Source organism: Stenotrophomonas sp. 22DLJC03, assembly GCF_056861405.1.
The window spans coordinates 1-20,131 of record NZ_JBSPUG010000003.1 but is presented as its reverse complement, the minus strand read 5'-3'; the positions used below and the strand labels follow the sequence as shown (position 1 = coordinate 20,131).

The window sequence follows — 20,131 nt, the reverse complement described above, 5'->3', positions numbered from 1 at the left end:
GAACAGCCCGGGACCATAGCCGCTGGGGGCGGATGGGGCAACGGCCGATGGTTGGGTCGACGTGCACGGTAGTGCCGGCCGCTGGCCGGCAACCCACGCAACTCCGGAGATACGGTGCAGTTGCCGGCCAGCGACCGGCACTACCGCATCGTTACTTCTCCCGCCGCCAGTTGATCGATCCACGGTTTTCCACCGTGCTCGATTCCACTTCCACGTCGAAGCCACGACGCAGCAGGTACTTCAGCGTGATCACCGAGCCGGCACCCACCAGCGACACGCCGTAGCCGACATACAGCTTGGGCGAGATGTACTTGCCGACGCCGATCACCGAGCCACCCAGCGCGCGCGACTGGCTCACGCCGGCATCGTCCAGGCCCAGTTTGGCACCGAGCTGCGACGCCAACAGGCCACTGCCTGCCGACAGCGCCGCCGAGGCGGCGTTGACCTGCTGGGTCTGGTCACTGCTGGCGCCGGTCAGGCTGCGCCCCAGCACCAGGTAACCCAGTGCCTCGGACTGCGACATCGCCGGCTCGGACCACACATCCGCACGCGGCTGCTGCGCCCGCCCGGTCACGTCGATGCCCGCGGTGACATCACCGATCCGGCGCTCGGCGCGGATGTTGATGCGCGGGTCGGACACCGCGTTGTAGTTCCAGGTGAGGTTGCCGCGGGTGATGGTCAGATCCTGGCCATAGGCCTTGTAGCGACCGCTCACTTCCAGCCCGCCATTGGCGGTCATCTCGCGGCCGGGCTTGGCCCAGACCTGCATCTTGCCAGTCAGCGCGCCCTTCAGGCCGAAGCCCGTCATCTTCACCTTGTCGCCGAGGCTGACGGTCAGGTCCATGTCCAGCGGCGAGGTGCGCGACTCTTCCGGATCGGCCGGATCCAGCACCACCACGTCTTCAGACACCGAGGTGCCGCGGTCCAGGCGCTCCAGATCGATGTCGGCCTCGGGTACATGCACCGTTCCGCGCAGTTCCATCGCGGCCTTGGCCAGGGTGAAGTCGAGATTGGGATTGGCGACGATGCGCAGCTCGCTGGTGTTGGACAGCAGCACGTTGTCGCCGTGGATCTTCAGCTGCAGCGGCTGCGCATCGCCGAACCAGGACAGGCCGCCGTCGACATACAGCGTGCCCTTGCCCGAATTAGCCTGTGCGGTGATCTTGGCCGACCCATCGGGCTGGGCGACGAAGCTGCCCTTGCCCTGGTCGAAGGTCAGGCCCAGCGCCGGGAACTCGCCCTTGAAGTTGCTCAGCTGCGCATCACCGCCCAGCGACGGCTGGCCGCGCGTGCCACGCAGGCTCACGTGGCCTTCGATCAGGCCGGTCGGGCGCACGATGTCCGGCGAGAACAGCTCCAGCCAGTACAGCCGCGACATGTTGAGGTAGAGCTCGCCATTCAATGGCGCGCTGGCTTCCCAGCCGGTCTGCATCTTCGCATCGACGAAGCCGTTGCCCTGGAAGCCCATGCCCAGGTAGCCCTTGATGCTGGCCGGGGTCATGTCCAGCTTGAGCGAGAACTGGTCGTAGCGCACCAGTTCGCCACGCGTGGTGTCCCCCACCGTGTTGCGGTTCTCGCCCAGGCGCACGCCGCCTTCCTTCGAGCGCACTTCCACATGGCCTTCCCAGGCGTTGCCGCGCGGTCGGATCTGCGCGTCCAGGCTGACATCGCCGCGCAGGTAGATGCGACGGCCGGACTGCGGCGGCAGCCACGGCTGCACCAGCGCCAGCGGCAGCGCATCACTGCGCACCACCAGGCCCTCGCGCGGCCAGTTGGCCTGTGCGCACAGTGCGCCGCTGCTGGCAGCAGCCAGGCAGGCTTCGCCCAGCGTGTAGGTGCTGCCGTTGATCGCAAACGCCGCCGGTGCACGCAACGACCAGGCATCGCCCTTCACCGGTGCGATGCGCAGCGATGCCAGCTCGCCACGCCACTGCGCGCCCTGCTGGCGGACGCTGCCCTGCAGTTCGACCGCGCCCAGCTCGTTGCGGGTCTGCGCGGCCAGGCGCAGGTTGGAGACACTGCCCTGCGCGTCGATGTACAGCCGCTCCAGCAGCATGCCGGCATTGACCTGCTGGCCCTGGATCGCCAGCGTGCCGCTGTCGCCGCGCCACGGCAGGCGGCCCTTGATGCTCACGCTCTCGGCGCCGTAGCCATCCCAGTTGAGGTTGTTGCCGACCAGGTCGGCGGTGATGTCCGGCGCATCGCGCGGGCCCTTCACCTGTACCTGGCCACGCAGGCCACCATCGGCGCCCGGCAGCAGGTCACTCAGCTGCAGCGGTTCGAAGCGCGCGTCGATGTCGAGGCGATCGCCAACCTTGCCCGAAGCGGTCACCCGGCTGCTGCCCAGCGACAGTTTCAGGTCGCCCTGGCCCTGCTCACCCTGCAGCGCGAACTTGCCCTGCGCATCGAGATTGCGCTGGCGCAGGATGCCCTTCAGCGACGGCAGATCCACCGTGGCTTCCAGCGTGCCGGCGGTGCCCGGCGGCGCATTGGCCGGCGCCGGCAGCTGGCGGCCCTTGGAAGCCAGATTGCCCGACAGGCGCCCGTCCCAGCCTGGCGCGAAGTAGCCGGGATCGAAATCCTTCAGCGTGGCCTTCGCGTCCCAGTCCAGCTGCGGTGCCCAGGCCACCTTGCCTTCCACCTGCAGCTGCCCGCCCGGGGTCTGCGCCTGCAGTTCGCGGATCTCAGCGGCCTGGTCATTGCCACGCACGTCGAAGCGCAGCTGTGCTTTCTGCTTTTCGCGCTCGACATCGGCACGACCGATCGCCGCCCAGGCCTTCAGGGTACCGGCCAGGCCGAAGCGTGCTTCCTTCAGGGTCACCGGTACCGGCGCACTGCCGGCCGTGTTCGGATCCGCTGCCGGCACGTAGGTCAGGTCATGCGCGACCACCGAGAAGTTGAGCTTCTGCTGGTCTTCCTGGCTGAAATCGGCGGTGCCTTCCAGGCGCGCTTCGCCGCCAAAGCCCTTCACCAGCAGCGGCGAGACCTTCAGCACCTGGTCCTGCAGCGATACCACCGACGGCGCCAGCTCCAGTTCCTGGTCGCCCTGCTTCACCTTGCCGCGCAGGTTGGCATTGCCACCCTTGCCGGCGGCGGTGAAATCCAGCGCCAGCGGGGCGATTGCCGAGCTCGCCAGTGCCGGTGACAACAGCGCCAGATCCAGCTCGTCGCTGCGCACGCTGGCGCTCCAGCTCGGATCGGTGCGGCCATCGAACACCAGCATCGCGTGCAGCGGCTTCGGCGCACGCCCGGCCACCGCCACCTCCATGTGCGACAGGTCACCGCGCGCGACCAGGCCCAGGGTAGCGGCGGTGCGGCCACGTGGCGCCGGCAGCACCGCAGTGACGGTCACATCGGTGTCGTAGTCCTTGGCCGGGATGTAGCGGCCCTGGGCAGTGAAATTGCCCATGTCGCTGTCCACTACCAGCTTGCGCGCCTGGAACTCGCCATTGGCGATCTCGATGCCGCCGCGCACGCGGCTGATGTCGATCACCGGCTCGTTGGCCTGGCTGATGCGGAAACCGTCGATGGCGATGGCATCGGCCTGGATCGCCAGCGGCATTTCGATCTGCGGCAGCGAATCGGGCCACGACGGCAGCTTGAACGGCTCGTCGCTCTTGGCCAGGTTCAACGTCGCGTTGGTCAGTTCCAGCTTGTCCAGCAGCAGCTTGCGGCCCAGCAGCGGGCGCAGGTCCGGCTCCAGGTGTGCACGCTCGGCATGGAAATGGATGTCGTCGTAGCGGAAGTCGACGTTGTACAGGGTCAGCGGGCCGGCCACCGGGCCGTCGACTTTGTCCCAGGTGAAGCTGGCGCCCACCGGCAGCCGTGCCACCACCTGTGCCAGCAGCACATCGCGTCCGGCCACGGTCTGCAGCAGCCAGTACACCGCCAGCAGGGCCAGCAGCACCAGGCCGACCACGCCGGCGCCGGACCACGCCCAGAAGCGGCGGCGGCGATAGAAGCGCACGCGCGGCGGCGGCGTGTTCGGCGACGGAGTCGGTGCGGGCGTGCTCACAGGTCCGCTCCGATGTTCAGGTACAGCTGGAACTGCGAATCCGGGTTGTTCAGGCCATGCGCGATATCCACGCGCACCGGCCCCACCGGCGACTTCCAGCGCACGCCGAAGCCAACGCCGGTATGCAGGTCAATGGTGTTGTCGAACGCGCTGCCGGTGTCAACGAACACCGCCGCGCCCCACGGACCGCCATTGAAGTAGTGCTCGTACTCGGCCGAACCGATCACCAGGTTCTTGGCACCCAGCGCGTACTTGTCCGGCGCCGGGGTCCGCGGGCCGACCTCGCGATAGGCGTAGCCGCGGATGCTGCGGTCGCCACCGGCGAAGTAGCGCAGGCTGGGCGGCATCGCCACCAGATCGCTGGTCCAGGTGGTGCCGCCTTCGCCGCGGAGGATCAGGCGGTTGCTTTCACCCACCGGGATGTACCAGCGCAGCACGGCGTTGGCCTGCACGAAGCTGGTGTCCGAACCCACGCCTTCAATGCCGGTACGCATCGTCGCGGTGCCGCTGATGCCCTTGCGCGGGAACATCTCGTCGTCGACGTTGACGTAGTCGGCCACCAGCTGCGGGTAGACCAGCGTCGAGGTGTTGTAGACCGCGTCGGTGAACTCGGTACCCGAGGCATAGCGCCAGCGCTCACGCAGCGCGTTGATCGAGGCGATCGCGGTCCAGTGCTCGTTGATCTCGCCGCTGCGGCTGGCGATCAGCTTGAAGTTGCGCAGGTCGATGTAATCGGTCTGCTCGTCGTAGGCACTGGCGGCGAAGGTGTACCAGCCATCAAGCCACTTGAAGGCGGGAATACGGTAGCTGGTGACCAGGCTCTTGCGCCTCTGTGCATAGTCCAGCTGCGTGTTCATCTTGTGGCCGCGGTTGTTCAGCCACCGCCGCTCGATGCCACCGCGCACACCCGGGCCACTCTCGCTGCCGTAGCTCAGGCCGGCGGTGTAAATGGTGCGCTTGGCGCGGGTGAGCTTCACGTCCACCGGCACTTCGCCGTTCTCATCGGCCTGGTCCGGCCGCGGCTGGATGTCGATCACGCTGAAGTAATCCAGCTTGGTCAGCGACTCGCGCAGCCGGTCCAGCTTGCCCTCGTGGAAGTAGCTGCCCTGGTCCCAGTACACCAGCGGGTCGAACAGCTTGTCGACGAAGTAGTCCTGCTCGAAACGCACCGGGCCCATGTTGTAGCGGCGGCCGCTGTCCCAGGTCAGGTCGATGTCGGCAGCGTTGTCGGCGCGGGTGATCTGCACCTGGCGCTGGGTGTAGTCGGCGTCGAAGTAACCGCGCTCGGCCAGGCGGCGGGTGACGGTGATCTTGCTGGCCTCGTACTGGGTATGCACGAAGCGCTGGCCCTTGCGCGGCTTGAACTTGGCCAGGTCGTCCTGCAGGTACTGGTCGTACATCGCCGGGCCGGTGATGTCGATGTGCTCGCGACGCACGGTCACCGGGGTGCCCTTGTCGACGTGGATCAGCACGCGCACGTGCTCGTCCTCGCGCGGCGCCTCGACCTTGATCACCGGGTTGTAGTACCCGAACGGCTCCAGCGCCTGGCGGGTCTGCCGCTCGGCCTGGGACAGCAGGTACTCCAGGCGCGATTCGCCCTGTTCCTTGCCGATCGTGTCGTACAGCGACAGCGATTCCTGGATGTTCTCGATGATTGCGGCGTCGTCGCCCTTGTCCAATCCCTTGATGTCCACCTTGTCGATGGTGCCGCGCGCATGGGCCACGGAGGTGGCGGCCAGCGTCAGGACCATCAGCGGCAGGGCGTATTTCTTTGGCTGCATGCGGCACAGCATACCGACCGGAGGTGACGATGCGAAATGCATCACGTCATTGGGGATCGGTTGTTAAGTGGCGGTCAAAATACGCGCCTTTGTGGCGATCATCGCAATTGAAGGCGAGGATGCCGGCATCGTGCGCGATGCCGGCAATGACCCCGATGGACATCCGCCGGCGATGTTCCAGTAGTGCCGGCCGCTGGCCGGCAACCCACACATCGATTCGAAACGCGGTGGCAACGCCGGCCAGCGGCCGGCACTACCGATACGGGCGTCAGCTCGACAGATGCTCGATCGCCGCGACCTTGCCCAGGCGCTCGCCCAGCATCGTCAGCAGCGCCAGGCGGTTGCCACGCAGGGCCGGATCTTCCGCATTGACCATCACGCCATCGAAGAAGGCATCGACCTGCGGGCGCAGGCGCGCCAGGCGCGCCAGCACGGCCACGTAGTCCTTCTGCTGCAGGCTGGTGCCGGTGTCGTCGATGGCCGCGGTGACCGCTTCGGCCAGCGCGCGCTCGGCGTCTTCCTGCAGCAGCGCCGGGTCGATCTGGCCCGGGATGTCGCCTTCTGCCTTGCGCAGGATGTTGCGGATGCGCTTGTTGGCCGCAGCCAGCGCCTCGGCTTCCGGCAGCGCGGCGAAGGTGCCGATCGCATCCAGTCGGCGGTCGAAGTCGTACAGCGAGGCCGGCTTCAGCTCGGCTACGGCGTTGAAGTGCGTGGCCGGCACGCCCTTGTCAGCGTAGTAGCCCTTCAGGCGGTCGAGGATGAAGTCGTACAGTTCGCCAACGTCGGCCTGCACGTTGCGCGCAGCCAGGCCGGCGTTGGCACTGGCCAGCAGCGCGCGCAGGTCCAGCTCGAAACCGCTTTCGATGATGGTACGGGCCAGGCCCAACGCGTTGCGGCGCAGGGCGAACGGGTCCTTGTTGCCGGTCGGCTTCAGACCCGCGGCGAAACCACCGGCCAGCGTGTCCACGCGTTCAGCAATGGCCAGCACCTTGCCCAGCGGCGAGAGTGCGATGTCATCGCCACCGAAGCGCGGCTGGTAGGCCTCGTCGATGGCCAGCGCCACATCCTCCGCTTCGCCACCGGCCACGGCGTAGTGGCGGCCGGCGATGCCCTGCAGTTCCGGGAACTCGTTGACCATGCGCGACTGCAGGTCATTCTTGGACAGCTCGGCGGCACGCCGGGCCTGTGCGGCGTCGGCGCCGACCTGCGGTGCGATCACCTCGGCCAGGGCCGCCACGCGCGCCACCTTGTCGGCCACGCTGCCCAGCTTGGCCTGGTAGGTCACTGTCTTCAGGCCGTCACCCATCGACACCAGGCCCTGCTTCAGGTCCTCGTCGAAGAAGAACTTGGCATCGGCGAAGCGCGGGCGGATCACGCGCTCGTAGCCCTTGGCCACTTCAGCCACGTCCTTCGATTCGATGTTGGCGATGCCGATGAACTTCTCGGTCAGCGTGCCACTGTCATCCAGCACCGGGAAGAACTTCTGGTTGATCTCCATCGTTTCGATCAGCGCTTCCTGCGGTACCGCCAGGAACGCGCGCTCGAAGCTGCACAGCACCGCCGACGGCCACTCGACCAGGTTCACCACCTGCTCCAGGTTGTCTTCGGTGATGCGCGCACTGCCACCGGCCTTGGCCGCGGCGGCCTCGACCTCGGCGACGATGCGCGCGCGGCGCTCACTCGGGTCGACCAGCACGAAGGCGGCGCGCAGGGCTTCAACATAGTCCTGCGGCTGTGCCAGCGACACCGCCTGGTCGTGGTGGAAGCGATGGCCACGGCTGACGCGGCCGGCCTGCAGGCCGAACAGCTCGGCTTCAACCACGTTGGCACCGTGCAGCAGCACAAGCCAGTGGGCCGGGCGCGCGAAGCCCCAGGCGTGATCGCCCCAGCGCATCGGCTTGGGAATCGGCATCGCCGCAATTGCCTCGCGCAGGATCTCCGGCAGCAGGCTGGCGGTGCTCGCGCCCGGCGTCACCGCGCGGTGCACGAAACGCTCACCCTTGTTGTCGGTGGTCTTCTCCAGCGCAGTCCAGTCGATCCCGGCCTTGGCGGCGAAGCCCTGCAGGGCCTTGGTCGGCTGGCCTTCGGCGTCCAGCGCGATGTTCAGGTACGGGCCCAGCACTTCGCTGTGCTGTTCCGGCTGCTCCAGGCCGACGCCCGGCAGCAGCACGGCCAGGCGGCGCGGGGTCGACAGCGGGCGTGCATCGCCCAGTTCCAGCGCGACGCCGCGCTTGCGCAGGCCGTCGACAACGCCATCGAAGAAGGCCTGGGCCAGGCCCGGCAGCGCCTTGACCGGTAGCTCTTCGGTGCCCAGTTCGATCAGCAGGGGGGACAATTGGCTCATCGTTTCAATCCTGTGGTGGGGGCGCAGCGCGCGACGCGTCCGGCGCCCCGGAGTAAGGGGGAGAGCGGCCGTCAGGCCTTCTTCGCGCCCGGGAAGCCCAGCTTCTCGCGCTGCTCGTAGTACGCCTTGGCCACCGCCTGGGCCAGCGCGCGCACGCGCAGGATGTAGCGCTGGCGCTCGGTCACGCTGATCGCGCGGCGTGCATCGAGCAGGTTGAAGGTATGACTGGCCTTCATCACCTGTTCGTAGGCCGGCAGCGGCAGGTTCACTTCCACCAGCTTCTGCGCTTCACGCTCGCAGGCATCGAAGCGGTGGAACATTTCTTCCACGTCGGCGTATTCGAAGTTGTAGGTGCTCTGCTCAACTTCGTTCTGGTGGTACACATCGCCGTAGGTCACCGGCTGGCCGTCCGGGCCGTAGGTCCACACCAGGTCGTAGACGTTGTCGCAGTTCTGCAGGTACATGCACAGGCGTTCGAGACCATAGGTGATCTCGCCCAGCACCGGGCGGCACTCCAGGCCACCGGCCTGCTGGAAGTAGGTGAACTGGGTCACTTCCATGCCGTTGAGCCAGACTTCCCAGCCCAGGCCCCAGGCGCCCAGCGTCGGCGATTCCCAGTTGTCCTCGACGAAGCGCAGGTCGTGCACCAGCGGATCGATGCCCAGCGCCTTCAGCGAATCCAGGTACAGCTGCTGGATGTTGTCCGGCGCCGGCTTCATCGCCACCTGGTACTGGTAATAGCGCTGCAGGCGGTTCGGGTTCTCGCCGTAGCGGCCGTCGGTCGGGCGGCGCGAGGGCTGCACGTAGGCCGCGTTCCAGCTTTCCGGACCGATCGCACGCAGGAAGGTGGCCGGGTGGAAGGTACCGGCGCCCACCTCCAGGTCGAGCGGCTGGATGAGCACGCAGCCCTGCTGGGCCCAGAACTGGTTCAGGGTCTGGATCAGGCCCTGGAAAGTGATCGGAACGGTCGGGGTCGCGGACATGCGTACGAGTCTTGGCCGGCAAGGGGGTGCGCTAGTATAACGGCCGACCTGCGGGGCATTCCGTACCCGGGAGGAGCAGGCAGATGGAACATCGGCTGCCGGTGGGCACGCCCGGCGAGGCTGGCGGCGTACCGCTGCCGTGGGGTCGCCTGCAGTTCGAACAGGTGGGCGCGGCCCTGATCGCCGATGGCCTGGTGGCCGAGCAGGACCGGGAACGCATGCGGTTTTCCGCACAGGGCGCGCGCAATGCCAGCGAAGTGCACCCGCTGGTGCTGCTGTCCAACCTCAAGCTGGCGGCCAGTGGCGGCGGCGAGCTGACCCTGGAGCGCCTCACCGAGTGGCTGGCGCGGCGCACCAGCAGCCGCTACCTGCGTATCGATCCGACCCGGGTCGACGTTGCCGCCGTCACCGCACTGGTCTCCCACGCCTACGCCCGCCGCCACCGCTTCCTGCCGCTGGCGGTGGATGCCGAGCGCGTACTGGTGGCCACCAGCGAGCCGCTGGTGCAGGAATGGCGCCGTGACCTGCAGCACCTGACCCGGCGCCGGATCGAGCTGGCGGTAGTCAATCCGCTGGACCTGCACCGCTACACCATGGAGTTCTACGGGGTGACCCGCTCGGTGCGCGGGGCCGGTGGCGACGTGCGCGGCGAGGCCAACACCACCATGCCGAGCTTCGAGCAGCTGGTCGAGTTGGGCCGCACCGGCGACGTCAACGCCGACGACCAGCACATCGTGCATATCGTCGACTGGCTGCTGCAGTACGCCTACGAGCAGCGCGCGTCGGACATCCACCTGGAGCCGCGCCGCGAGATGGGGCGCATGCGCTTCCGCATCGACGGCGTGCTGCACAAGGTGTTCGAGGTGCCGCCGGCGGTGATGACCGCCGTGGTCAGCCGCATCAAGGTGCTTGGCCGCATGGATCTGGCCGAACGCCGGCGCCCGCAGGATGGTCGCATCAAGACCCGTTCGCCCGGCGGCCGCGAGGTCGAGATGCGCCTGTCGACCATGCCCACCGCCTTCGGCGAGAAGTGCGTGATGCGCATCTTCGACCCCGATGCCGCCTTCAAGAGCATCGACCAGCTCGGTTTCAGCCCGCAGGAGGCCGCTGGCTGGAATGCGCTGGTGGAGCGTCCGCACGGCATCGTGCTGGTGACCGGCCCGACCGGCTCGGGCAAGACCACCACCCTGTATTCGACGCTGAAGCGCCTGGCCACGCCGGACGTGAACGTGTGCACGGTGGAGGACCCGATCGAGATGATCGCGCCCGAGTTCAACCAGATGCAGGTGCAGACCAACATCGACCTGGACTTCGCCAGCGGCGTGCGCACCCTGCTGCGGCAGGACCCGGACATCATCATGATCGGTGAGATCCGCGACCTGGAAACCGCGCAGATGGCGGTGCAGGCTTCGTTGACCGGCCACCTGGTGCTGTCCACCCTGCACACCAACGACGCGCCCTCGGCGGTCACCCGCCTGCTCGACCTGGGCGTGCCGCACTACCTGCTGGCCAGCACCCTCAACGGCATCCTTGCCCAGCGCCTGGTACGCACGCTGTGCCCGCACTGCAAGCAGCCACACAGTCTCGGCGCGGCCGATTGGGCGGTTCTGGCTGATAGCCATGCTGCATATCCAGATGCCGCCACGCCCTGTCGGCCGGTCGGTTGCCTGGAGTGCCGGCGCACCGGATTCCTGGGCCGCATCGGCCTGTATGAGTTGCTGCCATTGGGCTCGCGGCTGCGCGGGCAGATCCGCGCCGACATGGATCTGGCCGGTTTCACCCGCGCCGCGCGGGCTGAAGGGCTGCGAACCCTGCGCCAGGCCGGGCTTGAAAAGGTGGCGCAGGGGCTGACTACAATCGAGGAAGTCCTGTCAGTCCTGCCGCCCCCGGATGAACCCAGCCCCATTCCTGATCCTTGAAACCGGCCGCCCGGTTCCGTCGCTGCGCCGCTACGGGCGCTTCCCGCACTGGATCCGCGTTGCCGCCGGGCTGGAGGATCACGAGACGGTGGTGGTCGATGTCGAACACGGTGGCGCCCTGCCCGACCCGCATGCCTTCGCCGGCGTGCTGGTGACCGGCTCGGCTGCCTTCGTCACCGACCATGCCGAATGGAGCGAACGCAGTGCGGCGTGGCTGCGCCAGACCGCCCACGACGACCTGCCGGTGTTCGGCATCTGCTACGGCCACCAGCTGCTGGCGCACGCGCTGGGTGGCGAGGTGGCCTACAACCCGGCCGGCCGTGAGTCCGGCACGATCGAGCTGGAACTGCAGCCGCAGGCCGCGCAGGACCCGTTGTTCCAGGGCCTGCCGCAGCATTTCGCCGCCCATGCCACTCACCTGCAGACGGTGCTGCGCGCGCCGGACGGTGCCGAGGTGCTGGCGCGCTCTCCGCTGGACGGCTGCCACGCCTTCCGCTGGGGGCGCCAGGCCTGGGGCGTGCAGTTCCATCCCGAGTTCGCCACCCACCACATGCGCGGCTACGTACGTGCCCGCGCCGACTGCATCGGCCGCCACGGCGGCTGCGCCCGCAGCATCGAGCGTGCGGTCAGTGCCGCGCCGCTGGCCCGCCAGCTGTTGCGCCGCTTCGTCCGCCAGGCGCGGCTGTCTTCAGCCCAGCCGGCGACAAAACAGGGATAATCGGCGGCACGGGTGACTGCCCGGCCCCCTTTCTGTCCCTCCCGGATGTCCATGAAAGAGATTCGCAAGCTGCCGGCCTCGGCGGGTGCTCAATGGTTGCTGGATACGTTCTCCCTGTATCGGCGTGCGCCGCTGCAGCTGGCCCGGATCGGCCTGACCTGGCTGCTGGTGAGCTGGGTGGTGACCCTGCTGTCGACGCTGATTCCCGGTGCCGCCGGCATGGCCGTGCAGCTGATGACCCTGGCCATTTCGCCGATCATGTTCGGCGGCATGCTGTATGCCGTGGGCGAGATCGACGAAGGCCGCCCGGGCCTGGCCTCGCACCTGCTGCAGCCGATCCGCGACCACCGCGTCAGCCACCTGCTGGTGCCGCTGGCGATCCAGGTGCTGGCGGTGCTGCTGCTGGGCGCGCTGCTGTTCATGATGATCGGCCGCGAGGGCTTCACCGCCTTCAGCGAGGTCATGACCAAGATGGAAGAGATCAGCCGTAGCGGCCAGCAGATCAAGCCGGATGACGCAGCCGCACTGGTCGCCAACCTGCCGGCCAAGCGCATCGCGCTGTGGATGCTGCTGGTGTTCCTGAGCGCGGTGGCGCTGTCGCTGGCGATGTTCACCCAGCCGGCGCTGGTGGTGTTCGACAAGCAGAGCGGCATGCATGCGCTGCGCCTGAGTCTGCAGGGCTGCATCGAGAACATCGGCGCGATGATCGTGTTCGCCGTACTCGGGCTGATCGCCGCGTTCTGCATGTACATCCTGTTCGTGATCGTGATCCAGATCGCGATGCTGATCGGTGGCCCGCTGGCGGCGGCCTTCATCGCCCAGCTGGTACTGACCACGGTACTGATGCCGCTGTATGTCGGCGCGGTCTATGCCGCGTGGAAGCAGATGTTCGTGCACCGCGGCAGCCGCGCGGCCCCGCCGATTCCGAGCACGCCGACCTCGAGCGACGTGTTCCACGCCTGACCGGCGCTCAACGGTAGCGCCGGGCCATGCCCGGCGGCCGACATCGCATCGAGAACCAAGACACGCCGGGCATGGCCCGGCGCTACCGCATCATGCGGCGGGTTTCTTCACCACCGACGACGGCACCAGCCAGCGTGCGGCGTGGATGCCCAGCTCGTACAGCAGGCACATCGGGATCGCCAGCATCAGCTGCGAGACTACATCCGGCGGGGTCAGCACCGCCGCCACCACGAAGATGCCGACGATCGCGTAACCGCGGCCTTCCTTGAACTGCTGCGGCGTCACCCAGCCCAGCAGCACCAGGATCACCATCGCCACCGGCAGTTCGAAACTGCCGCCGAAAGCGAAGAAGATCGCCAGCACGAAGTCCAGGTAGGCGTTCGCATCCGGGGTGATCGCGATCACGTCCGGGCTGAAGGTGGTGAGGAAGTGGAACACCGCCGGCAGCACCAGGAAGTAGGCGAAGGCGCAGCCGGCGTAGAACAGCAGCACCGACGACACCAGCAACGGCACCGCCAGGCGCTTCTCGCGCGCATACAGGCCCGGGGCCACGAACGCCCACAGCTGGTACAGCAGCCACGGCACCGCCACGAACAGGGCGACGAAGAAGGTCAGCTTCAGCGGGGCGAAGAAGGCGCCGGCCGGGTTGGTGGCGATCATCGTCTGCCCGTTCGGCAGCTGCGAGACCAGCGGTTCGGCCAAGGCGTTGTACAGCTTCTGGGTGAACGGCAGCAGGCCCAGCAGCACTACGCCCAGACCCAGCAGCGCGCGTACCAGGCGTCCGCGCAGTTCCACCAGATGTTCAACCAGCGAGCTTTCGCCGAAGTCCTGTTCACTCATGGATGACGCTCCGTGCTCTGCGTCGGCGGCGTCGGGCCGGCTTCAGGGGACGTGGCAGGAACGGCCCCTGAAGAAACAGCGCCTTCCGTAGCAGCCTTTGTCGAAACCAGGCCGTTGTCCTGTGCCGGCGCATCGGTCTCGGCCGGCTGGCTCAGGTGTGGCGGCAGATCCGCCTGTGCGGGTGTACGCACGTCCTGCACCAGGTCATCGCCCTGCTGCTGCGCCTGCTGCGCTTCGCGGCGGATTGCTTCACCGCTGGCACGCAACTGGTTCTCGGTGTCCTGCATGCCCTGGCGCACGTCCTGCATCTGCCGCTTGATGTCCTCGGCCTGCAGTTCGCGCTCCAGTTCCTGTTTCACCGAATCCCACTGATTGCGGGCACGACGTACCCACAGGCCGGCAAAGCGGGCCGCCTTGGGCAGGCGCTCGGGACCGAGCACCACCAAGGCAACCACCGCAATCACCAGCAGTTCGCTGAAGCCGATATCAAACACCGCAACCGCTCCGGATCAGCGTGGGGTGCGGTCGTGCTCGTCCTGCGCGGTGCGCGAGGCATCCTGGCTACGCGATTCATCGCCCAGCTGCGCGTTCGGCTTGTCCTCGTCGCGCATGCCCTTCTTGAATTCCTTGACCGCCGAACCGAGATCCTTGGCGCCGCTGGTCAGGCGCTTGGTGCCGAACACCAGCAGGACGATGGCCAGCACGACCAACCAATGCCAGATGCTGAAACTGCCCATAAAGACGCTCGTTACGTTAGTGATCAGGCTGTCGAGCATAGCGCACCGGGTGTTAGCCGGCGCGCGTGACGAAAGTCAGTTTCCGCCCAGCGTTTCCGTGCGGATTTCACCGTCGGTGACCGGCTGGAAGCCCTGCTGCTGCGGCGGCGGGGCCTGCGGCACGTTCTGCAGCGGCGCGGTGGTGGCTTCGGCCGGCGCGGCGGGCGCTGCCTGAACAGGCGCCGGCGCAGCGGCCGGGACTGCTGCCGGCCGCGGGGCGTTGCCGCCGTTGCCGTTGCGGTTGTTGCGAGCGGCGTAGGTGGCCTCTTCCAGGCGGTCGCGGAAGGCGACCACATCCATCGACGGCGAACCCGACGCACGGCCTTCGAAGATCATCCGCGGCGTGGTGTTGCTGCCGTAGGCGTCGAGGTTGGCGGCATCGTCGATCTGCAGCACCGCACCATCAAGGGCAACACCGGCGAACAGGCCACGAGCGCGGGACCACGACCAGATCTCGGCCTTCAGCTGGCCGTCGGTCGCAGCAGCGGCATTGCGGCCAACCGGGCCCGCCGCGACACCGGCATCGGCGCCAAGGGTGAACTTGCCGTTGACCAGATTGTCCAGGCTGCGGTCGTTGCGGAACACCAGCACCACGTCGGAGGACTGCACACCGGCCTGGAAGCCGATGCTGCCACCAGTGAGCTTGATGAACACCGGGTTGGACCAGGCGCCGTTGGGCATGCGCACCGACATCAGGCCATGCCCACGGCGACCACCAATGACCAGACCGGCCTTGATCGTGTCGGGAATGACGATGACGGCGCGGCCTTCGTCCAGCAATTTGTCAGGAATACCCTGTTCAGGGATTCCCTGGATTTCGGCCAGCACACGTACCGCATTGCGGGCGCGTTGGTCTTCCTGCGGTCCGGCCATGGCCTGGCTGGACAGCAGAGTGGCGGCGATCAGCAGGGCTTGGATCGGGCGACGCATGGCAGGCTCCAGAAGTCAGTCCATAGAAAGATATAGCAAGTGACTGAAATTAATAGTGTTGCCATGAATCGCCAATGAGCGTTGCCCACCCACATTGACGTGGGCTATGCCTGCAATCCGAACCCTGCATCCCGGCGCGGCATCGGATCGGCGACAATAGCCACCATGCTCGACGCACCCGATACCGCCGTGTTGGCGGTCAACCTAGGCACGCCCGAGACGCCGACGGCTCCTGCCGTACGCCGTTACCTGGCTGAATTCCTGTCCGACCCCCGCGTGGTCTCGATCCCGGCGCTGCTGTGGCAGCCGCTGCTGCGGGGGCTGATCCTGCCGCTGCGCAGCAGCCGTTCGGCGGCCAAGTATGCCCAGGTCTGGCTGCCCGATGGCTCACCGCTGATGGTGTATACCCGTCAGCTGGCGCAGGCCATGCAGGCGCTGCTGCCGTCGCTGACGGTACGCCATGCGATGCGCTACGGTGAACCGGCACTGGGCAGCGAGCTCGACCGCCTGGCCGCCGAAGGCGCGCGCCGCATCGTGGTGCTGCCGCTGTATCCGCAGTACTCGACGACCACCACCGCCTCGGTCGAAGACCGTGTCGATGCCTGGCAGCGCCGCAACCCGGGCGTGACCGTCAGCCTGGTCCGCGACTATTCAGTCGATCCGGGCTGGGTCGAGGCGGTTGCCGGCTCCATCCGGCGCTACTGGGAGCAGCATGGCCGCGGCCAGAAGCTGATGTTCTCCTTCCATGGCATCCCACAGCGCCTGGCCGATGGCGGTGACCCGTATCCGCAGCGCTGCGAGGCCAGTGCACGTGCCATCGCCAATGCACTGGGCCTGGCCAACGACGAGTGGCAACTCGGCTACCAGTCGCGCTTCGGCCGCGAACGCTGGCTGCAGCCGTACGCCGAGCCCAGCCTGTGGGCGCTGGCCGAATCCGGCGTGAAGCAGATCGACGTGGTCTGCCCGGGTTTCGCCACCGACTGCCTGGAAACATTGGAAGAAGTGGCGATGGGCTTCACCGAAACGCTGGCCGAACGTGGCGCGAAGATGCGCTACATCCCGTGCCTCAACGCCGAACCAGATCACGCGCGTGCGCTGGCACGGCTGGCCGTGGCGTCACTGGCATGAGCCTGCAGCCGTTTGAACTCGAGGTGGGTGGCAGCCGCGTCGCCGGCCTGCGCAACCACGGCGACGGCCCGCGTGTGCTGGCCCTGCATGGCTGGCTCGACAACGCGGCCAGCTTCATGCCGCTGGCACCCCACCTGTCATCGTTGCAGCTGGTGGCAATCGACCTGCCCGGCCATGGCCACAGCGCGCATCTGCCGGCCGGTGCCAGCTACACCACCGCAGCCGCGATCTGCCACGTGCTCGATGTCGCCGATGCACTGGGCTGGGACCGCTTCACCCTGCTCGGCCATTCGATGGGCGCCGGCATCGCCAGCCTCACCGCGTCGGTCAGCGACCGCATCGAACGGCTGGTGGCGATCGAAGCACTCGGTGGCCTGCGCGGGCCCGAGGAAGAAACCGCCAACCGCCTGCGCGAGCATGTGAATGCCACACGTGGCCTGGCCCGCAAGCAGCTGCGTGTATTTCCCGACCTGGCCGCACCGATCCGCGCGCGGATGATGACCAACCAGCTCAGCGAAGGCTGCGCACGGCTGCTGGTCGAACGCGGCGTCGAACCCGTGGAAGGCGGCTACCGCTGGTGCAGTGATCCACGCCTGATGCTGCCCACCGCGATCCGCCTCAGCGAAGGCCAGATCGACAACCTGCTGCAGGCCATCGCCTGCCCGACACAGGTGATCTATGCCACGCCGGCGCAGTCCTACTATCCGGAGCCGATGCGTAGTGATCGCCTGCGGCACCTGCGTGATGGACGGCTGGCGGTGTTTCCCGGCAACCACCACCTGCACATGGAAGACCCGGCACGGATCGCCGAAGTGATCCTGCGCTTCTTCAACAACGACAACGCCGGCTGAGTCCGGACCGGCGCGCACTTCACTCTGCGCGCTTGCGGCCGATACACCAGTTGCGGGCCCCTGCGCCCGCGGCACGCGGGTCCGGTCGGGCCTGCGGCGTGTGTCTGGTTCTGCAAGGAAGTCCGCATGCCCGCTTTACTGCACCGTCACCCACAGGATGGGGTCACGGCGCGCCGTCGCTGCGGCGTTGATTGCGCCGCATTCCCCCAATTCCCGGTCCATGCCATGAGCACGCCGTTGCGCGTGCATCAGGGCGTGGCCGTTGTCGTTTGTTGATCCAGGAGTCGCCGATGTCCGCTGCATTCTCCCGTCCCCCCGATACCGCCCGCCTGCCGCATCTGCAGCAGCTCGCGCGTAGTGCTGATCGTCGCCTGCTGCTTGGCAGTGCGGCCCTGGCCGTGGCCGGCCTGCTGCTGGCCGTGCGCGGCCCACAGGTGCTGAGCGCCTCGTTGGCCGCCGTCGCGGTATTGCCTGCCATGTGGCTTGCTGGCCCGCAGGCGGGTCAGGTCATCGCCCGCAATGGCCTGGCGCTGCTGTTGTCACTGCAGCTGACGCTGTTGTGTGCGATCACCGGTCTGTCGCCGGCGCTGCCGATCGCACTGCTGCTGGGCGCGTTGCTGGGTCATCGCGATCGCCTGCCGGTGTGGTTGGCCGGTGGTGTCGGCACGCTCACACTGCTGGCGCCGACGCTGGATGGCGCTGCGGTGCTGCCGACCCTGCTGCAGGCCGCCCTGCTTGCCGGCCTGACCCTGTTCCTTGGCCAGGTCGCGCTGCGCCTTCGCCAGCAGACCGAGGCCCTCGGCCACGGTCCACGCCGACTGGCCGCGCTCGCGCGTGATATCGCCACCGGCGCCGATCTCGGTGCACACGCGGACACCAGCGCGTATGCACCGGGTTCGCTGGCACACGCGCTGGCCGATACCGCCCGCCATGTACAGGCGCAGCGCGGCCGCGAAGCAGAGGCCAATGCCGAGAACGCACAGATCCGCCAGGCACTGGATGCATCGCGCACGGCAATGATGATTGCCGACAACGATCACGTGATCCGCTACGTGAACCGCTCGGTGGTAGCCCTGCTGCGCAACCAGCAGGCCACCCTGCGCCAGGCGTTTCCCGATTTTGACGCCGAACGCCTGGTCGGCAGCAGCATCCATCGCTTCCATGCCAACCCGGACCGCATCCGCGCCATCCTCAACGGCCTGCAGGTGACCCACAACGGCAAGGTGCAGATCGGGCCGGTGCACTTCGCACAGGTAGTCACGCCGGTGTTCGACGCGCAGGGCGCGCGGCTGGTCTTCGCCGTGGAGTGGCACGACCGCACTCATGAGCTGGCCCTGGAGAACGCAGTTGCCGGCATCGTCGCTGCAGCTGCCGCGGGTGATCTCGATCAGCGCCTGCAGGTCAGCGAGGGCGCCAGCTTCCTGGATGGACTGACCGGTGGCATCAATCAGCTGCTCGATACCTTGGGCGGCACTGTCGATGAAGTGCGGCAGATGCTTTCGGCCTTGGCCAACGGTGATCTCGACCGCCGCATGCGCGGTGAATACCACGGAGCCTTCGCTGCGATCCAGCGCGACGCCAATGCCACCGCCGGGCAGTTGGCGCGGATGGTAGGCCACATCCAGCAGTGCGCGGCGTCGATCAGCACGGCAGCCAGCGAGATTGCCGCCGGCAACGGCGCGCTGTCCGAACGCAGCGAGCGCCAGGCCGCGCACCTGCAGGAAACCGCGGCATCGATGGAGGAACTGACGGCCACGGTGCGCCAGAACGCCGCCCACGCACGGGAGGCCAGTACGTTGGCGGCCGCCACGCAGAGCGCGGCCGGCGACGGCAACGCCGCCATGCAACGGGTGGTCGATACCATGCAGGCCATCGAGGGTGCGTCGAAGCGGATCGGCGACATCACCGGCGTCATCGACGGTATCGCCTTCCAGACCAATATCCTGGCATTGAACGCCGCTGTGGAAGCAGCACGGGCCGGCGAGCAGGGCCGCGGCTTTGCCGTAGTCGCCAGCGAGGTTCGTGTCCTGGCACAACGTTCGGCTGCTGCAGCCCAGGAGATCAAGAAGCTGATCGACGAAGCCGGTCGCCAGGTTGGCGACGGGGCACAGCAGGTGGCCGACGCCGGCCAGCGCATGCAGGCGATCGTGGGTGGCGTGGAGAACGTCAGTCACCTGATGCGTGAGATATCGGCCGCCTCCCAGGAGCAGTCGATCGGTATCGAACAGATCAACCAGACCGTGGTGCAGATGGATCAGGCAACCCAGCAGAATGCTGCGCTGGTGGAGGAAGCGACCGCCGCGGCGCGCGAGCTGCAATCGCAGGCCGGGACACTGACCGAAGCGGTATCGGTGTTCCGCCAGCAGTCACCGCAGGGGATTGCCCTGGTCGCCTGATCGCGACCAACAACCCGATCTGATGAGGACGGCGCCCGCAGGGCGCCGTCTTTTTTTTTGCGTGTTCTGCGTGACGGATCAGGAAAAGACGGTTGCCGGAGTAGCTGGGTCCGCCTGCGCCGGCTACCACTGGTAGCTGCCAACCTTGGTTGGCATCGGAATTCCGGTGCGGAGAGCATCCGCGCGTGGCGTGGATCTACTGACGCTCAGCCTGCCGTGGGTAGCTGCCAACCTTGGTTGGCGCCGCTCTTCCCGGGAACAATCCATCCGCGCGTGGCCTGGATCTGCAGGTAGTACCGGCCGCTGGTCGGCAACTTTATCCCCGTGCCCTGCGCCGAAGGCGCAATCCCGCATCGGAAGATAATCCCGGAATCATTATCCGGGACACAAAGAAAAACCCCGCTGCGTGAGCAGCGGGGTTTTTGGGTATAAACCCTGGCGATGACCTACTCTCGCATGGCTTAGGCCACACTACCATCGGCGCAGC

14 protein-coding genes are annotated in these 20,131 nt (G+C 67.4%); 6 read left to right on the top strand and 8 right to left on the bottom strand.

What is annotated here, in order from left to right; genetic code table 11:
- Nucleotides 1-151: 151 nt before the first annotated feature.
- The 4 genes from AC13GA_RS10805 to glyQ form a co-directional block, all read right to left on the bottom strand.
- A complete protein-coding gene (locus AC13GA_RS10805) occupies nucleotides 152-4,015 on the bottom strand; it encodes a translocation/assembly module TamB domain-containing protein (protein ID WP_482998104.1) in 3,864 nt (1,287 codons plus the stop codon).
- Nucleotides 4,012-5,808: an autotransporter assembly complex protein TamA gene (locus tag AC13GA_RS10800; RefSeq protein WP_136639445.1), complete on the bottom strand. Its 1,797-nt coding sequence runs from the start codon at nucleotides 5,806-5,808 to the stop codon at nucleotides 4,012-4,014. Before AC13GA_RS10800 ends, AC13GA_RS10805 begins: the two co-directional genes overlap by 4 nt.
- 256 nt (nucleotides 5,809-6,064) lie before the next feature.
- Nucleotides 6,065-8,140, bottom strand: coding sequence for a glycine--tRNA ligase subunit beta (gene glyS / locus AC13GA_RS10795; RefSeq protein WP_482998103.1), 2,076 nt, complete (start codon nucleotides 8,138-8,140; stop codon nucleotides 6,065-6,067).
- Nucleotides 8,141-8,211: 71 nt separating this feature from the next.
- Entirely contained in the window at nucleotides 8,212-9,123 is a 912-nt protein-coding gene (glyQ, locus tag AC13GA_RS10790; protein ID WP_006403404.1) for a glycine--tRNA ligase subunit alpha, read from the bottom strand.
- A gap of 83 nt (nucleotides 9,124-9,206) precedes the next feature.
- Here glyQ and AC13GA_RS10785 point away from each other — a divergent pair, with 83 nt between their 5' ends.
- From AC13GA_RS10785 to AC13GA_RS10775, 3 genes are read left to right on the top strand one after another with little or no spacing between them, the layout of a single operon-like run.
- The gene (locus AC13GA_RS10785; protein WP_482998102.1) at nucleotides 9,207-11,042 is read left to right on the top strand and encodes a GspE/PulE family protein; all 1,836 of its coding nucleotides are present in this window, start codon (nucleotides 9,207-9,209) and stop codon (nucleotides 11,040-11,042) included.
- Nucleotides 11,014-11,760 carry a glutamine amidotransferase gene (locus tag AC13GA_RS10780; protein ID WP_046982584.1) on the top strand — a complete coding sequence of 249 codons (747 nt, stop codon included), beginning with the start codon at nucleotides 11,014-11,016 and terminating at the stop codon, nucleotides 11,758-11,760. The genes AC13GA_RS10785 and AC13GA_RS10780 overlap by 29 nt, the downstream gene beginning before the upstream one ends.
- A 51-nt stretch (nucleotides 11,761-11,811) precedes the next feature.
- The gene (locus AC13GA_RS10775) at nucleotides 11,812-12,723 is read left to right on the top strand and encodes a BPSS1780 family membrane protein (protein ID WP_046982583.1); all 912 of its coding nucleotides are present in this window, start codon (nucleotides 11,812-11,814) and stop codon (nucleotides 12,721-12,723) included.
- A 90-nt stretch (nucleotides 12,724-12,813) separates the two neighbouring features.
- On the opposite strand, the gene tatC is transcribed toward AC13GA_RS10775, so the two are convergent.
- From tatC to AC13GA_RS10755, 4 genes are all read right to left on the bottom strand, one after another.
- The gene (gene tatC, locus AC13GA_RS10770; protein ID WP_006403544.1) at nucleotides 12,814-13,563 is read right to left on the bottom strand and encodes a twin-arginine translocase subunit TatC; all 750 of its coding nucleotides are present in this window, start codon (nucleotides 13,561-13,563) and stop codon (nucleotides 12,814-12,816) included.
- Entirely contained in the window at nucleotides 13,560-14,057 is a 498-nt protein-coding gene (tatB, locus tag AC13GA_RS10765) for a Sec-independent protein translocase protein TatB (protein WP_308518183.1), read from the bottom strand. The genes tatC and tatB overlap by 4 nt, the downstream gene beginning before the upstream one ends.
- 15 nt (nucleotides 14,058-14,072) lie before the next feature.
- Entirely contained in the window at nucleotides 14,073-14,300 is a 228-nt protein-coding gene (tatA, locus tag AC13GA_RS10760; protein WP_012512521.1) for a Sec-independent protein translocase subunit TatA, read from the bottom strand.
- Nucleotides 14,301-14,375: 75 nt separating this feature from the next.
- On the bottom strand, nucleotides 14,376-15,269 hold the full coding sequence (locus tag AC13GA_RS10755) for a lipid-binding SYLF domain-containing protein (RefSeq protein WP_046982581.1): 894 nt from the start codon (nucleotides 15,267-15,269) through the stop codon (nucleotides 14,376-14,378).
- A 165-nt stretch (nucleotides 15,270-15,434) separates the two neighbouring features.
- Between AC13GA_RS10755 and hemH the strand changes: the two genes are divergently transcribed.
- The 3 genes from hemH to AC13GA_RS10740 all read left to right on the top strand — a co-directional run bounded on the left by hemH (nucleotide 15,435) and on the right by AC13GA_RS10740 (nucleotide 19,644).
- Nucleotides 15,435-16,397, top strand: coding sequence for a ferrochelatase (hemH, locus tag AC13GA_RS10750; protein ID WP_046982593.1), 963 nt, complete (start codon nucleotides 15,435-15,437; stop codon nucleotides 16,395-16,397).
- Nucleotides 16,394-17,248, top strand: a complete 855-nt coding sequence (locus tag AC13GA_RS10745; RefSeq protein WP_136639441.1) for an alpha/beta fold hydrolase — start codon at nucleotides 16,394-16,396, stop codon at nucleotides 17,246-17,248. The genes hemH and AC13GA_RS10745 overlap by 4 nt, the downstream gene beginning before the upstream one ends.
- A 290-nt stretch (nucleotides 17,249-17,538) precedes the next feature.
- The gene (locus AC13GA_RS10740) at nucleotides 17,539-19,644 is read left to right on the top strand and encodes a methyl-accepting chemotaxis protein (RefSeq protein WP_482998101.1); all 2,106 of its coding nucleotides are present in this window, start codon (nucleotides 17,539-17,541) and stop codon (nucleotides 19,642-19,644) included.
- Nucleotides 19,645-20,131 lie beyond the last annotated feature (487 nt).